The organism is Pseudomonas sp. GWSMS-1, assembly GCF_049847425.1.
GTDB lineage: Bacteria > Pseudomonadota > Gammaproteobacteria > Pseudomonadales > Pseudomonadaceae > Aquipseudomonas.
Genome location: NZ_JBMHHV010000005.1, coordinates 2,477,149 through 2,490,980 on the forward strand (window position 1 = coordinate 2,477,149; position 13,832 = coordinate 2,490,980).

Sequence of the window (13,832 nt, forward strand, 5' to 3'; positions counted from 1 at the left end):
ATTGATACAGGCTGACCGAGCAAAACTAGCTGCCGCTTAATCGTCCAGAGCCCCTCGCAGCAAACGCCCAATCAACTCGGGCGGATAACCTCGATAGCTGAGAAAACGCCCCTGCTTGGCACGCTCACGCACATCACGCGGCAGTTCACCGGCAAACTTGCGCTGCCAGGTTTCCTGCAGGTGTTCACGCCAGTCGATACCACTGTCACGCAAGGCCTGCTCGACATCGCCGCGGCTCAAGCCGCGCTGCGTCAGTTCTTCGCGGATACGCAGCGGCCCATAGCCGGCACGCGCCTTATAACTGACAAACGCTTCGAGGTAGCGCGCCTCAGACAACAAGCCCTCTTGCGCAAGACGGTCGAGGGCCGCGTCAATCAATTCATCTGCTGCACCACGGCTGCGCAGCTTACGGGTCAGCTCGACGCGACCATGTTCGCGCCGCGCCAGTAGATCCATGGCCGCCCGTCGCACTGCGACGGGGTTATCCAGAACAGTGGACATGGACAAACCAATCAGGCGTCAGCGTCAGCCAAGTCACCGGCTGTCGAGTTGGCCTTAACCGAAGGGCTTGCCACCAGCAACTTCTCGCGGATCAAGCCTTCAACGGTGCGTGCAATTTCCGGGTTGTCTTCCAGGTACTTGGCCGAGTTGGCCTTACCTTGACCAATTTTGCTGCCCTGATAGCTGTACCAGGCCCCGGATTTTTCGAGGAAACCGTGCAGCACACCCAGATCAATGATTTCGCCGTTACGGTAGATGCCCTTGCCGTAAAGAATCTGGAATTCAGCCTGACGGAAAGGCGGTGCGACTTTGTTCTTCACCACTTTGACACGCGTTTCGCTGCCGACCACTTCGTCGCCTTCTTTCACCGCGCCAGTACGGCGGATGTCCAGACGAACCGAGGCGTAGAACTTCAGCGCGTTACCACCGGTGGTGGTTTCCGGGCTACCGAACATCACGCCGATCTTCATGCGGATCTGGTTGATGAAGATCACCAGGCAGTTGGCGTTCTTGATGTTACCGGTGATCTTGCGCAGCGCTTGGCTCATCAGACGAGCCTGCAGGCCGACGTGCATATCGCCCATCTCGCCTTCGATTTCGGCTTTCGGTACCAGTGCTGCCACGGAGTCGATAACGATTACGTCGATGGCGTTGGAACGCACCAGCATGTCGGTGATTTCCAGGGCCTGCTCACCGGTATCCGGCTGCGACACCAAGAGGTCGTCAACATTCACACCCAGCTTGCCGGCATATTCGGGATCGAGCGCATGCTCGGCATCGACGAAGGCGCAGGTGGCACCGAGCTTCTGTGCTTCGGCGATAACCGACAGGGTCAGCGTCGTTTTACCCGAGGACTCAGGGCCGTAGATTTCGACGATACGGCCTTTCGGCAGACCGCCAATGCCCAGCGCGATATCCAGACCCAGCGAGCCAGTGGAGATGGCTGGAATGGCCTGGCGATCGTGATCGCCCATACGCATCACTGCGCCTTTACCGAATTGTTTTTCAATCTGGCCTAGGGCAGCCGCCAAGGCGCGCTTCTTATTCTCGTCCATTTAAGTCCTCACGTAATCAAGAAGGGCCAGCTAGCGGCCACCAACAACTGTATAAGTAGACAGTATTATTCCACAGGGCAAGTCGCCCGCCTACCCCGGGCTTGGATTTTCTTGCGCCAGCAGGCGCAACAGCCCACCCAGAGCGGCCTCAACCGTTTGTCGGCGAACTTCGCCACGGTCACCGGAAAACTGCCGGCGCACACTAAAAAACTGCGCACCATCGCCCCAAGCCAACCATACAGTCCCAACCGGTTTCTGCGGCGTGCCGCCATCGGGCCCAGCTACACCGCTGACCGCCACGGCGAAACGCGCCCCGCTATTGGCCTGAGCCCCGCGCACCATGGCTTCGACAACCTCCTGACTCACCGCGCCAACGGTGGTGAACAGACTTTCAGGCACCTCGAGCTGTCGGCTCTTCTGCTTATTGGAATAGGTTACGAAGCCAGCCTCAAACCAGGCCGAACTGCCCGGAACCCGGGTAATAGCTTCAGCAATGCCGCCGCCGGTGCAAGACTCCGCCGTCGTCACCTGAGCCTTAGCAGCCAGCAGTTGCTCGCCCAACTCGGTCGCCAGGCGGGTCAGGGTTTGCTCATTCACAGTCATCTGCACTCCGGGGTTAAAGCCAGCTAGGCCGATACCGTACACTAGGCGCTTTTGCGATTCAGCCGGACAGTTAAAACGATGAGCCAAAGCGACCTCAGTTCTCACACGCCCATGATGCAACAGTACTGGAGACTGAAAAATCAGCATCCAGATCAACTGATGTTCTACCGCATGGGCGACTTCTACGAGATTTTCTACGAGGACGCAAAAAAGGCCGCCAAACTACTGGATATCACCCTGACCGCACGCGGCCAATCCGCGGGCCAAGCGATTCCTATGTGCGGCATTCCCTTCCACTCACTGGAGGGCTACCTGGCCAAGCTGGTCAAACTTGGCGAGTCCGTGGTGATCTGCGAGCAGGTTGGCGACCCAGCCACCAGCAAGGGACCGGTAGAGCGCCAGGTGGTGCGCATTATCACCCCTGGCACCATCAGTGATGAGGCGCTGCTCGATGAGCGGCGCGATAACCTGCTGGCGGCAGTATTGGGTGATGAGCGGCTGTTCGGCCTGGCGGTACTGGACATCACCAGTGGCCGCTTCAGCGTGTTGGAGATCAAGGGCTGGGAGAACCTGCTGGCCGAACTTGAGCGCCTGAACCCGGTTGAGCTGCTGATCCCCGATGATTGGCCACAAAACCTGCCAGCCGAAAAGCGCCGGGGCGCAAAACGTCGTGCACCGTGGGACTTCGAACGCGACACTGCGCACAAAAGCCTCTGCCAACAATTCGCCACCCAGGACCTCAAGGGCTTTGGTTGTGAAAACCTGACGCTGGCCATCGGCGCAGCGGGCTGTCTGCTGGCGTACGCCAAGGAAACTCAACGCACTGCCCTGCCACACCTGCGCAGCCTGCGTCATGAGCGCCTGGACGACACGGTAATTCTCGACGGCGCCAGCCGGCGCAATCTTGAATTGGACATCAACCTGGCCGGTGGGCGTGAAAACACCCTGCAGTCGGTCGTTGACCGCTGCCAGACTGCCATGGGCAGCCGCCTGCTGAGCCGCTGGCTAAACCGTCCGCTGCGCGACCAATCTATTCTGGAAGCGCGGCAGGAATCGATCGCCTGCTTGCTGGAGCGCTATCGCTTCGAAACCCTTCAGCCACAACTCAAAGAAATCGGTGATCTAGAGCGTATTCTGGCTCGCATCGGCCTACGCAACGCCCGCCCACGCGACCTCGCACGCCTGCGTGATGCCCTGGCCGCGTTACCAACCCTGCAAATGGCCATGGCCAATCTAGAAGCGCCTCATTTGACCAGCCTGGCGACGTGCGTCAGTACCTATCCGGAACTGGCCGAGCTGCTGGCAAAAGCGATTATCGACAATCCGCCGGCGGTGATTCGTGATGGCGGCGTGCTGAAAACCGGCTACGACGCTGAGCTGGACGAATTGCAGTCGCTCAGCGAAAACGCCGGCCAGTACCTGATGGACCTAGAAACCCGCGAAAAAGCCCGCACCGGGCTGGCCAACCTCAAGGTCGGCTACAACCGCGTGCACGGCTACTTTATCGAGCTACCCAGCAAGCAGGCCGAGTCAGCCCCGGCTGACTACATCCGCCGCCAAACCCTGAAAGGCGCTGAGCGCTTTATCACCCCCGAGCTCAAAGAGTTCGAGGACAAGGCGCTATCGGCCAAGAGCCGCGCCCTGGCCCGCGAGAAATTACTCTATGACGAGTTGCTCGAACGTCTGATCAGCCACCTGGGCCCACTGCAGGACAGCGCCGCTGCATTGGCCGAGCTGGATGTACTGAGCAACCTGGCCGAGCGTGCGCTTAACCTTGACCTCAACCGTCCGCGCTTTGTTGATGAGCCATGCATGCGCATCGACCAGGGTCGTCACCCGGTGGTTGAGCAAGTATTGACCACGCCATTTGTGGCCAACGACCTGAGCCTGGACGATGACACGCGTATGCTGATCATCACCGGGCCGAACATGGGTGGTAAATCCACCTACATGCGCCAGACCGCGCTGATCGTGCTGCTCGCGCACATCGGCAGCTTCGTCCCGGCAAAAAGCTGCGAGCTATCGCTGGTCGACCGCATCTTTACCCGCATCGGTTCGAGCGATGACCTGGCCGGTGGCCGCTCGACCTTTATGGTGGAGATGAGCGAAACCGCCAACATCCTGCATAACGCCACAGAGCGCAGCCTGGTATTGATGGACGAAGTCGGTCGCGGTACCAGCACCTTCGACGGTTTATCGCTGGCCTGGGCCGCGGCTGAACAGCTGGCCAAGCTGCGCGCCTACACCCTGTTCGCCACCCATTACTTTGAACTGACCGTGCTGCCGGAAAGCCAGCCCATCGTGGCCAACGTGCACCTCAACGCCACCGAGCATAATGAGCGCATTGTGTTCCTCCACCACGTGCTGCCCGGCCCTGCCAGCCAGAGCTATGGCCTCGCCGTTGCGCAACTGGCCGGCGTGCCGAGCGAGGTGATCCTACGCGCACGCGAACACCTGGCGCGTTTAGAAACCACCAGCCTGCCCCACGAACTGCCGCCCACGCAGCCAGGTCAGACTGCGGCGCCAATGCAGAGCGATATGTTTGCCAGCCTGCCGCATCCACTGCAGGAGGAATTGCGCAAGATCAATCCCGATGATCTGACTCCGCGCAAAGCACTGGAACTGTTATATACATGGAAGACACGCTTCTAACGCTATTGCGCGCGAACTGTTAGAATCGCGCGCATTTTTACGACTGCCCGACTTAAAGCCTGAGCCGTGGCCACACCACCCCCTAGCCGCTAAAGCCCGCATAGAACGGGGCAGGCTGGCGCCCGAGGAGAGAATCAGACATGACCTTCGTCGTTACCGACAACTGCGTCAAATGCAAATACACCGACTGCGTAGAAGTCTGCCCGGTGGACTGCTTCTACGAAGGCCCGAACTTCCTGGTGATTCACCCGGATGAGTGCATCGACTGCGCACTGTGTGAGCCTGAGTGCCCTGCACAAGCGATTTTCTCTGAAGATGAAGTACCAGAAGATCAGCAGGAGTACATCGAGCTGAACGCCGATCTGGCGGAAATCTGGCCAAACATCACCGAGAAGAAAGAGTCCCTGCCGGACGCCGAAGAGTGGGATGGCGTGAAGGACAAACTGCAATACCTAGAGCGCTAGTTACCGGCTCCTCGATTGCATAAAAACCCGCCTTGCGCGGGTTTTTACTTTTCTGCAGACAAAAAAAGGGGCGGTATTAACCGCCCACTCTTTTGTCCCTAGTCCCTGTATTTCCCAGCCCATCATCCTGATGAATCGCGCCTTGCGATGTCCTGATTGTCATCCTGACAACCTGTGCTTATCCGTCTGCACAGGGCTAATAATAGCGATCTTTACCGGCCTAACAAGCGCCTGAAATGTTGCTGGCGCCACCTGAAACCACCAAACAAAAAATATATAACTCATATAAATCAAGTAATTAGGTAATTAACAGGCGTTCACCTGACCGAACCACGCACCAAACACTTACGCAACCTGTAAGCAATGGCTTACAGGTACTCTCGTATAAGTGACAAAGAACACCATCCGGCTGGGCGCAAATACAGCACTAACTCGATGGCCGCCCAGAATAGAAGCCCATAAAAAACCCGGCAGAAGCCGGGCTTGGTATTTGTCATCAGAGTTATTGGAACAACGAGTCACTCGACAGGCCGTTCTTTTCCAAGATCTCGCGCAAGCGCTTGAGGGCTTCGACCTGAATCTGCCGAACGCGCTCACGGGTCAGGCCGATCTCCTGCCCCACCTCCTCCAACGTGCAGCTTTCGTGACCACGCAGGCCGAAGCGGCGAATCACCACCTCACGCTGCTTATCGGTCAGATCCGAGAGCCATTGATCGATGCTCTGTGAAAGGTCTTCAACCTGCAATAACTCACAAGGGTCGGTCGGACGATCGTCCGTTAGGGTATCGAGTAGGGTTTTGTCCGAATCCTGGCCCAGCGACACATCCACCGAGGACACACGCTCGTTCAAGCCGAGCATGCGTTTGACTTCACCCACCGGTTTTTCCAGCAGATTAGCAATTTCTTCTGCCGAAGGTTCGTGATCGAGTTTTTGAGTCAGTTCGCGCGCGGCGCGCAGGTATACGTTGAGTTCTTTAACCACATGAATGGGTAACCGAATGGTACGGGTTTGATTCATGATCGCCCGCTCGATGGTCTGGCGGATCCACCAGGTGGCATAGGTCGAAAAACGGAAACCACGCTCTGGATCGAATTTCTCTACCGCGCGAATCAGGCCGAGGTTGCCCTCTTCAATCAGATCCAACAGCGACAGGCCACGGTTAACGTAACGGCGAGCAATCTTCACCACCAAGCGCAGGTTGCTTTCGATCATGCGTTTGCGACCCGCGGGGTCGCCCTTCTGCGCCAAGCGCGCAAAGAACACTTCTTCTTCGGGCGTCAGCAGAGGCGAGAAGCCAATTTCGTTGAGGTACAGCTGAGTGGCGTCGAGCGCGCGGGTGTAATCAATGTATTTGTGCTGTTTGCTGCTGGCGGTGGACGCCTTAGCGGTGCTGCGGGAAAGTGGCGCTTGCGAGCTATCGATTGAGTCGTCGTCAAGGACAATAGCCGGCTCCATCAGGAGCACTTCATCATCGACATCAAACCCCGGCGCTTCTTTTTTATTGAGAGCCATTTTTATTATTCCTTGCTGAGTTCGACAGCAAGCCCTAGCGCACCAACTCCCTGGTTGCACCGGGCCCGTCCTCCTACGAGTGGGGACAGGCTAGCGCAAGGTCAACGTTTAGGCAGGTATTGCAGCGGATCTACAGGTTTACCTTGGCGGCGCACTTCAAAGTGAAGTTTGACACGGTCAGTTCCCGTGGAACCCATCTCGGCAATTTTCTGCCCGGCTTTGACCTGTTGCCCCTCCTGCACCAACAACCTGCGGTTATGACCGTAGGCGCTTACATAGGTATCGCTATGTTTGATGATTATCAACTCGCCGTAGCCCCGTAAACCACTCCCGGCGTAGACCACTGAACCATCAGACGCAGCTAAAACAGGCTGGCCCAATTCCCCGCCTATATCAATGCCTTTATTCAAACTGCCGTTTGAGGAAAAACGTCCGATAACCGCGCCATTCGATGGCCACAACCAGCCCGATGCAGAGCGCTGCGTGGGCGGTAACGCGCTGATGCTTGGCATAGTCTTGACCGGGACTGGCGCTTGGGTTGGCGCAGGGTTGCTGCTAATCGGCGTGCTCGGCCGGCGGGCCGGTGCCACAACTACGGGCGCACTGGCCACCACCGGCGGGCGACTGGCAGGCTGCCCGTCAAAGCGAATAATCTGGCCAACGCGAATCAAATACGGCGGCGCAATACCATTGCGTGCGGCCAACGCCCTCCAATCCCAACCAAAACGGAAGGCAATGGAATACAGCGTATCGCCACGCTTCACCTGGTATTGACCGCTGCGAACCGGCTGACGCTGCGGGGCCTGGCTGGCAGTACGATCAACCACTTTGACGCCACCGGGTGGCGGGCTCGCGCAGGCACTCAGCAGCACACCCAGGACAAGGCCACCCAGCAGGTTACGAGCACCGCTGCCGCGAATCGGCAATTGAATGGCTGTGAAACTCACCTGCATCTCCCTTGGGTAAAACTGACTGCATTTAACAGGCGGGCATTGTGCCGCAATTATGGGTTCTCGCCAGCGCTTTGCGGGCTGCGCCCGGCCAACCACTCCAGTGCCAGCACCAGCATGATGCCGACAATAGCCAAGGTAATGGCCAGAAGAAGCTGCGGGTCCTGCCCGCTAATTTCAGCGAAGCGCTCAGGCCAGAGGTTCGTTTGTAGCAGCGGCACCTGCTCGCCATGGCTGTCAGTGCGCCACGTCAGGGTTTCCTTCCAGGGCCAGATTTTGTTCAGTGAGCCGATCATCAGCCCGGTAAGAAACGCCAGAGTCAGGTCGCGCCAGCGCGACAGCAGCCAACGCAGAATCCCGGCAAAGCTGACAAGACCAACCAGGCAACCGCCGGCAAAAATCAGTAATACAGTGATATCCAGGCCTTTCACCGCCGTCAGCACAAAGCTGTACAAGCCCAGCAGAACCAGAATAAAACTGCCGGAAACACCTGGCAGAATCATTGCGCAAATAGCGATAGCGCCTGCAAAGAACAGGCTAAGGGGGTCATGCCCCAACTGCAGCGGCGACGCCACGGTAATCCAGTAGGCGAATGCCGCCCCTAACGCCAGACTGACAATCCGCGTCCAATTCCAGTGCTTAATCTCGCGCACGACCAGGTGAGTGGAAACCAGAATCAAGCCAAAGAAAAACGACCACACGGGGATCGGCTGCTCGACCAACAGGTAGGTAATCAACCGCGCAAGGCTGAGCACGCTGGTCATGACGCCCAGCAGCAACACCAACAGAAAGGTCGCATTGGCGGCTTTCCAAGCCTCGACAATGCGCCCGCGCAGCAACAGGCCGAGCGCCACCGGTATGCTCGAAATAGAACGTAGCAACTCGTCATAGATACCGCTAATAAAGGCTACGGTGCCGCCCGAAACACCGGGCACTACGTCGGCCGCGCCCATGGCAATGCCTTTGGCGTAAAGCAGGAAATACTTCTTCATGGGTCCATCCGCGAGCAATCTAAAGTCAGGCCAGGGGCCCGTTAAGCAAAGGCACAAAACGCACAGCATCGAGCACGTGCCGCGAGAAGCCGTCTTCTTCACGGATGATCAGCATGAGTTCCTGCTCATCACCCGCACCAACCGGAATAACCAAGCGTCCGCCTGGAGCCAGTTGATCAAGCAAGGCCTGTGGCACATTGGCCGCCGCCGCAGTGACGATGATGCCGTTGTATGGCCCCAGGGCATTCCAACCTTCCCAGCCGTCACCCCAGCGAAACACGACGTTGCGTAGGTTTAGCTGAAGCAGCCGTTCTTTGGCCTTGTCCTGCAGATTCTGGATACGCTCGACACTGAACACCCGCTCGACCAGCTGAGCCAGAATCGCAGTCTGGTAGCCCGAGCCCGTACCGATTTCCAGCACCTTGTCCAAGGGGCCCGCGGCCAGCAGTAGCTCACTCATGCGTGCAACCATATACGGCTGCGAGATGGTCTGATTGCTGCCAATCGGCAGCGCCGTGTCCTCGTAGGCACGGTGCGCCAGGGCTTCGTCTACAAACAGATGGCGCGGCGTACGGCGAATAGCTTCGAGTACATGGGGGTTGGACAGGCCTTCCTCGTAAAGACGCTGAATAAGGCGCTCGCGGGTGCGTTGCGAGGTCATGCCAATACCGCGGTGCAAGTCATCCTGTTCACGGAAGATCACAGCAGCCCCTCCAACCAGGGTTGCAGGCTGGTGAACCCTTCTTGAAACGTACGATCCAACTGTAACGGCGTGACAGAGACGTAGCCCTGCATCACCGCATGAAAATCTGTGCCTGGGCCACCGTCTTCCGCATCACCGGCTACCGAGATCCAGTAGCCCTCTTTACCGCGCGGGTTAACCACCTTCACCGGCGCAGCAGCCCGCGCACGGTGACCCAGACGCGTCAGCTGGATACCACGGATATGCTCCAGCGGCAGGTTGGGGATATTCACATTGAGCACGGTGCGCGGCGGCAGGTCGAGCTGCTCATGCGCCTCGACCAACTTACGGGCGAAATAGGCGGCAGTCGGCAGGTTATCCGGCAAACGTGAGAGCAAAGAAAAGGCAAACGCCGGACGCGCCAGAAAGCGTCCCTCCAGAGCAGCAGCCACCGTGCCGGAATACAGCACGTCATCACCCAGGTTAGCTCCTAGGTTAATACCCGACACCACCAGGTCCGCCACGTGCGGTAGCAAGCCATTGAGGCCCAGGTGCACACAATCGGTCGGGGTGCCGTTCAAGCTGATGTAGCCGTTAGGCAAGGTCGTCGGGTGCAAAGGACGATCAAGGGTCAGCGAACTGCTGGCGCCGCTTTTGTCCTGATCGGGTGCAATCACTGCGCACTCGGCGTAGTCCGCTAACGCTGCATGCAGCGCAGACAGGCCTGGCGCAGCAACGCCATCATCATTGGAAATCAGAATACGCATGGGTTGTCCGTCTGCCCTGCAGGCAACAGATCGACAAGCTCGCGCACCAAGACGGTGGCGAAGCATCCAGCCGGCAGGACGAATTCCAGTTGCAAAATGTCAGGCTCGGGATAATGCCACGACAGGCCGCCAATGGGGAGGCGCAGGATGCGCCGCTCATGGGTCATGCCCGCTTCTGCCAACCAGTCGACCAAGACAACCTCGCGTGCCGCCAAGTCCTGCTCCAGTACCTCGGCACTCCCTTCAGCCGCCGAAACACCGGCACCCCACAACGGCCCGGTAGGGTGAAGATCAAGTATGGCCAAGCGTGGGTCAGCGCACTCGGCCTCACCGGCAGGAAAAAAACTGCGGCTGTCGGTGAAGGCCAGTAAATCACCCAGCAATGCCTGATTCCAAGTACCGGCTTTGACCCGTTCAGCCAACACTTGATTGAACAGATAACTGCGCGCCGCCGAGAGCACCCGCGAGCGCACATTGCGTTTTTCCGGCAAGCTTTTACCCTGCGCAAAATGCCGGGCATGGGCGACATTACCGCCCTCATGACCGAAGCGCTGCAGGCCGTAATAGTTGGGCACACCTTGAGCGACGATCTGCGTCAGACGCTGATCCAGCGCTTCGCGGTCAGCGGCAAGCTGTGTCAGGCGCAGGGTAAAGCCATTGGCCGCATGGGCACCGCGTTGCAGCTTACGTGTATGGCGCTGCTGCTTGAGGATGCTCAGGCTGGCATCTTCGGCAGCGCTCAGGTCCGGATTAGCCTTGCCCGGCAGGTGCAAGCTGAACCACTGACGGGTCAGCGCCTGGCGATCTTTGAGGCCGGCATAGCTGATTAGCCGCAGCGGTACACCAGCGGCGCGGGCAATACGCTTGGCGGCCTCTTCCGTATTCAGCTCACGCTTTTCTACCCACAGCCACAGGTGCTCACCCTCGCCGGCCAGCGGGATATCCAGCACCTCATCGACCTGAAAATCTTCCGCCACGGCCTTGAGTACTGCCGTGCCGCAAGGCTCACCATGGGCGCGCGGGCCCAGCAATTGAAGTTCGTTCATTGCGCGACCAACAGCGCGACCGCATGCACCGCAATGCCTTCTTCACGCCCGGTAAAACCAAGCTTCTCGGTCGTGGTGGCTTTGACGTTGACCTGATCCAGGCTCACTTGTAGGTCCTCGGCAATGCGTGCGCGCATGGTTTCAATATGCGGGGCCATCTTCGGCGCTTGGGCGACGATGGTGGCGTCGACATTGCCGACCTGCCAGCCTTTTGCGTGAATCAGCCCGAGCACATGACGCAGCAAGGCGCGACTGTCTGCCCCCTTGAAGGTCGGGTCGGTGTCGGGGAAGTGTTTGCCGATGTCGCCCAGAGCCGCCGCGCCAAGCAAGGCATCACTCAACGCGTGCAGCAGCACGTCGCCGTCGGAATGGGCCAACAGGCCAAACTGATGGGGGATTTGCACGCCGCCCAGGGTAATAAAGGCACCCTCGGTAAAGCGGTGCACGTCGTAGCCGTGGCCAATACGCATAAAGAACAACGCCCTGAAAAAGTCAGGGCGTGATTCTAACTGAAAGCAGCAGGCAGAAGCCGGCTAGCTGGCGAAGCAGCATCGCTCGCCAGCGGGGCCTTAGCCCAACAGCGCCTTGGCGTGATGACGCAGGTGGTCGTCAATAAAGCTGGCGATAAAGTAGTAGCTGTGGTCGTAACCGGGCTGCAGACGCAGGGTTAACGGATGCCCTGCCGCTTGCGCCGCGGCCTTGAGGGCATCCGGCTTGAGCTGATTTTCCAGGAAATCATCGCGATCACCCTGATCAACCAGAATCGGCAGCTTTTCCGTCGCCTCAGCCAGCAAGACGCAAGCATCCCATTCACGCCAGCGCGAACGCTCGTCGCCCAGGTAGCGCGAGAATGCCTTCTCACCCCAGGGACAGTTACTCGGATTGCTGATCGGCGCAAACGCCGACAGCGACTGATAGCGCCCCGGATTGCGAAGTGCGCAGACCAGCGCACCATGCCCGCCCATGGAGTGACCGCTAATGCCGCGCTTGTCGGATACCGGGAAGTTCGCTTCGATCAGTGCTGGCAACTCCTGCACCACATAGTCGTACATGCGGTAATGCCGTGCCCAAGGCTCCTGGGTGGCGTTCAGGTAGAACCCGGCACCCAAACCGAAGTCCCAGGCCTTATCCGGATCATCCGGAACATCCGCGCCACGCGGACTGGTATCCGGCGCGACAATGATCATCCCCAGCTCGGCCGCCAGCTTGTGCGCGCCGGCCTTCTGCATAAAATTCTCATCGGTGCAGGTCAGCCCGCTCAGCCAATACAACACCGGCAGTTTGCCGCCCTGCTCGGCCTGCGGCGGCAGGTACACGGCAAACACCATGTCACAGCCCAGCACCGCAGAACGGTGCCGATAGCGCTTGTGCCAACCGCCCGCACTCTTCTGGCAGGAAATATTTTCCAAGGTCATGAGGCCTCCATTGGGCGGCCATGCAGCCGCCCAGCGTAATCAGAAGTGGATAACGGTGCGGATGCTCTTGCCTTCATGCATCAGATCGAAGGCCTTGTTAATGTCTTCGAGCGGCATGTTGTGGGTGATAAAGGTATCCAGCGGGATTTCGCCCTTCTGCGCCTTTTCCACATAGCCCGGCAATTCGGTACGACCCTTAACGCCGCCGAAAGCCGAACCGCGCCAGACGCGCCCGGTTACCAGTTGGAACGGCCGCGTGCTGATTTCTTGACCGGCACCGGCCACACCGATAATTACCGACTCGCCCCAGCCCTTGTGTGCGCACTCCAGCGCCGCGCGCATCAGCTGCACATTGCCGACACACTCAAAGGAATAATCCACGCCGCCGTCGGTCATTTCGACGATAACTTCCTGGATCGGCTTGGCGAAATCCTTTGGGTTAACAAAATCAGTCGCGCCCAGCTCACGGGCGACCTCGAACTTAGCCGGGTTGATATCGACGGCGATGATCCGCGAGGCCTTGGCCATTTTCGCGCCGATGATGGCCGCCAGGCCGATGCCACCGAGGCCGAAGATCGCCACAGTGGCGCCCTCTTCCACCTTGGCAGTATTGAGCACCGCACCGATGCCGGTGGTGACGCCGCAACCGAGCAGGCAGACCTTTTCCAGCGGTGCTTCTTTCGGGATCACAGCCAGGGAAACTTCCGGCAGCACGGTGTATTCGGAGAAGGTCGAGCAGCCCATGTAGTGATAAATCGGCTCGCCGTTGTAGGAGAAGCGAGTGGTGCCATCCGGCATCAGGCCCTTGCCCTGCGTCGCGCGTACCGAGCTGCACAGGTTGGTCTTGCCGGAGGTACAGAATTTGCACGTACGGCACTCGGCGGTATACAGCGGAATCACGTGGTCGCCGACCTGCACCGAGGTCACGCCCTCGCCAATGGCTTCAACAATCCCACCGCCTTCGTGGCCCAGCACTGCCGGGAACACGCCTTCAGAGTCCTCACCGGACAAAGTGTACGCATCCGTGTGGCACACGCCGGTCGCGACAATACGCACCAACACTTCACCGGCCTTGGGCGGCTCGACATCGATTTCAACGATTTGCAGTGGCTGGTTTGGAGCAAAGGCTACAGCGGCGCGGGATTTGATCATGATCGTTCTCCAGGGGGTTCAACAGTGCGGGGAGTCTAGA

At 58.8% G+C, this 13,832-nt stretch carries 14 protein-coding genes; 2 read left to right on the forward strand and 12 right to left on the reverse strand.

Going from position 1 to position 13,832, the window contains the following annotated elements:
- Positions 1–36: 36 nt before the first annotated feature.
- The 3 genes from recX to ACEPAJ_RS15265 form a co-directional block, all read right to left on the reverse strand.
- Positions 37–501 (reverse strand): recombination regulator RecX, encoded by a 465-nt coding sequence (gene recX, locus ACEPAJ_RS15255; protein ID WP_322948522.1) that lies wholly within the window; start codon positions 499–501, stop codon positions 37–39.
- Positions 502–512: 11 nt separating this feature from the next.
- Positions 513–1,556 (reverse strand): recombinase RecA, encoded by a 1,044-nt coding sequence (gene recA / locus ACEPAJ_RS15260; RefSeq protein WP_322948521.1) that lies wholly within the window; start codon positions 1,554–1,556, stop codon positions 513–515.
- Positions 1,557–1,646: 90 nt separating this feature from the next.
- Complete coding sequence (locus ACEPAJ_RS15265; protein ID WP_425915845.1) at positions 1,647–2,159, reverse strand: CinA family protein; 513 nt, start codon at positions 2,157–2,159, stop codon at positions 1,647–1,649.
- 78 nt (positions 2,160–2,237) lie between these two features.
- Here ACEPAJ_RS15265 and mutS point away from each other — a divergent pair, with 78 nt between their 5' ends.
- Together mutS and fdxA are read left to right on the forward strand one after the other, a co-directional pair.
- Positions 2,238–4,811, forward strand: a complete 2,574-nt coding sequence (gene mutS / locus ACEPAJ_RS15270) for a DNA mismatch repair protein MutS (protein ID WP_425915847.1) — start codon at positions 2,238–2,240, stop codon at positions 4,809–4,811.
- Between the two features lie 140 nt (positions 4,812–4,951).
- A complete protein-coding gene (gene fdxA, locus ACEPAJ_RS15275; RefSeq protein ID WP_274086771.1) occupies positions 4,952–5,275 on the forward strand; it encodes a ferredoxin FdxA in 324 nt (107 codons plus the stop codon).
- Between the two features lie 502 nt (positions 5,276–5,777).
- Here the strand turns inward: fdxA and rpoS are convergent.
- The 9 genes from rpoS to ACEPAJ_RS15320 all read right to left on the reverse strand — a co-directional run bounded on the left by rpoS (position 5,778) and on the right by ACEPAJ_RS15320 (position 13,792).
- Positions 5,778–6,788, reverse strand: coding sequence for an RNA polymerase sigma factor RpoS (gene rpoS, locus ACEPAJ_RS15280; RefSeq protein WP_425915849.1), 1,011 nt, complete (start codon positions 6,786–6,788; stop codon positions 5,778–5,780).
- Between the two features lie 101 nt (positions 6,789–6,889).
- The gene (locus ACEPAJ_RS15285) at positions 6,890–7,735 is read right to left on the reverse strand and encodes a peptidoglycan DD-metalloendopeptidase family protein (protein ID WP_425915851.1); all 846 of its coding nucleotides are present in this window, start codon (positions 7,733–7,735) and stop codon (positions 6,890–6,892) included.
- 56 nt (positions 7,736–7,791) lie between these two features.
- Complete coding sequence (locus tag ACEPAJ_RS15290; RefSeq protein WP_425915853.1) at positions 7,792–8,730, reverse strand: DUF368 domain-containing protein; 939 nt, start codon at positions 8,728–8,730, stop codon at positions 7,792–7,794.
- Between the two features lie 25 nt (positions 8,731–8,755).
- Positions 8,756–9,391 (reverse strand): protein-L-isoaspartate(D-aspartate) O-methyltransferase, encoded by a 636-nt coding sequence (locus ACEPAJ_RS15295; RefSeq protein WP_425918059.1) that lies wholly within the window; start codon positions 9,389–9,391, stop codon positions 8,756–8,758.
- A 38-nt stretch (positions 9,392–9,429) separates the two neighbouring features.
- Positions 9,430–10,179 (reverse strand): 5'/3'-nucleotidase SurE, encoded by a 750-nt coding sequence (surE, locus tag ACEPAJ_RS15300; RefSeq protein WP_425915855.1) that lies wholly within the window; start codon positions 10,177–10,179, stop codon positions 9,430–9,432.
- Positions 10,167–11,225 carry a tRNA pseudouridine(13) synthase TruD gene (truD, locus tag ACEPAJ_RS15305; protein ID WP_425915857.1) on the reverse strand — a complete coding sequence of 353 codons (1,059 nt, stop codon included), beginning with the start codon at positions 11,223–11,225 and terminating at the stop codon, positions 10,167–10,169. The genes surE and truD overlap by 13 nt, the downstream gene beginning before the upstream one ends.
- The gene (gene ispF, locus ACEPAJ_RS15310) at positions 11,222–11,695 is read right to left on the reverse strand and encodes a 2-C-methyl-D-erythritol 2,4-cyclodiphosphate synthase (protein ID WP_274086777.1); all 474 of its coding nucleotides are present in this window, start codon (positions 11,693–11,695) and stop codon (positions 11,222–11,224) included. Before ispF ends, truD begins: the two co-directional genes overlap by 4 nt.
- 99 nt (positions 11,696–11,794) lie before the next feature.
- Positions 11,795–12,640, reverse strand: coding sequence for an S-formylglutathione hydrolase (gene fghA / locus ACEPAJ_RS15315; protein ID WP_425915859.1), 846 nt, complete (start codon positions 12,638–12,640; stop codon positions 11,795–11,797).
- Positions 12,641–12,679: 39 nt separating this feature from the next.
- Entirely contained in the window at positions 12,680–13,792 is a 1,113-nt protein-coding gene (locus ACEPAJ_RS15320) for an S-(hydroxymethyl)glutathione dehydrogenase/class III alcohol dehydrogenase (RefSeq protein WP_274086779.1), read from the reverse strand.
- Positions 13,793–13,832: the final 40 nt, after the last annotated feature.

Excerpts from the sequence above, each read along its gene's own strand:
- ACEPAJ_RS15295 (WP_425918059.1), bottom strand. The coding sequence starts at position 9,391 with ATGACCTCGCAACGCACCCGCGAGCGCCTTATTCAGCGTCTTTACGAG.
- rpoS (WP_425915849.1), bottom strand. The coding sequence starts at position 6,788 with ATGGCTCTCAATAAAAAAGAAGCGCCGGGGTTTGATGTCGATGATGAA.
- recX (WP_322948522.1), bottom strand. The coding sequence starts at position 501 with ATGTCCACTGTTCTGGATAACCCCGTCGCAGTGCGACGGGCGGCCATG.
- ACEPAJ_RS15320 (WP_274086779.1), bottom strand. The coding sequence starts at position 13,792 with ATGATCAAATCCCGCGCCGCTGTAGCCTTTGCTCCAAACCAGCCACTG.
- ispF (WP_274086777.1), bottom strand. The coding sequence starts at position 11,695 with ATGCGTATTGGCCACGGCTACGACGTGCACCGCTTTACCGAGGGTGCC.
- fdxA (WP_274086771.1), top strand. The coding sequence starts at position 4,952 with ATGACCTTCGTCGTTACCGACAACTGCGTCAAATGCAAATACACCGAC.
- mutS (WP_425915847.1), top strand. The coding sequence starts at position 2,238 with ATGAGCCAAAGCGACCTCAGTTCTCACACGCCCATGATGCAACAGTAC.
- fghA (WP_425915859.1), bottom strand. The coding sequence starts at position 12,640 with ATGACCTTGGAAAATATTTCCTGCCAGAAGAGTGCGGGCGGTTGGCAC.
- ACEPAJ_RS15290 (WP_425915853.1), bottom strand. The coding sequence starts at position 8,730 with ATGAAGAAGTATTTCCTGCTTTACGCCAAAGGCATTGCCATGGGCGCG.
- recA (WP_322948521.1), bottom strand. The coding sequence starts at position 1,556 with ATGGACGAGAATAAGAAGCGCGCCTTGGCGGCTGCCCTAGGCCAGATT.
- truD (WP_425915857.1), bottom strand. The coding sequence starts at position 11,225 with ATGAACGAACTTCAATTGCTGGGCCCGCGCGCCCATGGTGAGCCTTGC.
- ACEPAJ_RS15265 (WP_425915845.1), bottom strand. The coding sequence starts at position 2,159 with ATGACTGTGAATGAGCAAACCCTGACCCGCCTGGCGACCGAGTTGGGC.
- surE (WP_425915855.1), bottom strand. The coding sequence starts at position 10,179 with ATGCGTATTCTGATTTCCAATGATGATGGCGTTGCTGCGCCAGGCCTG.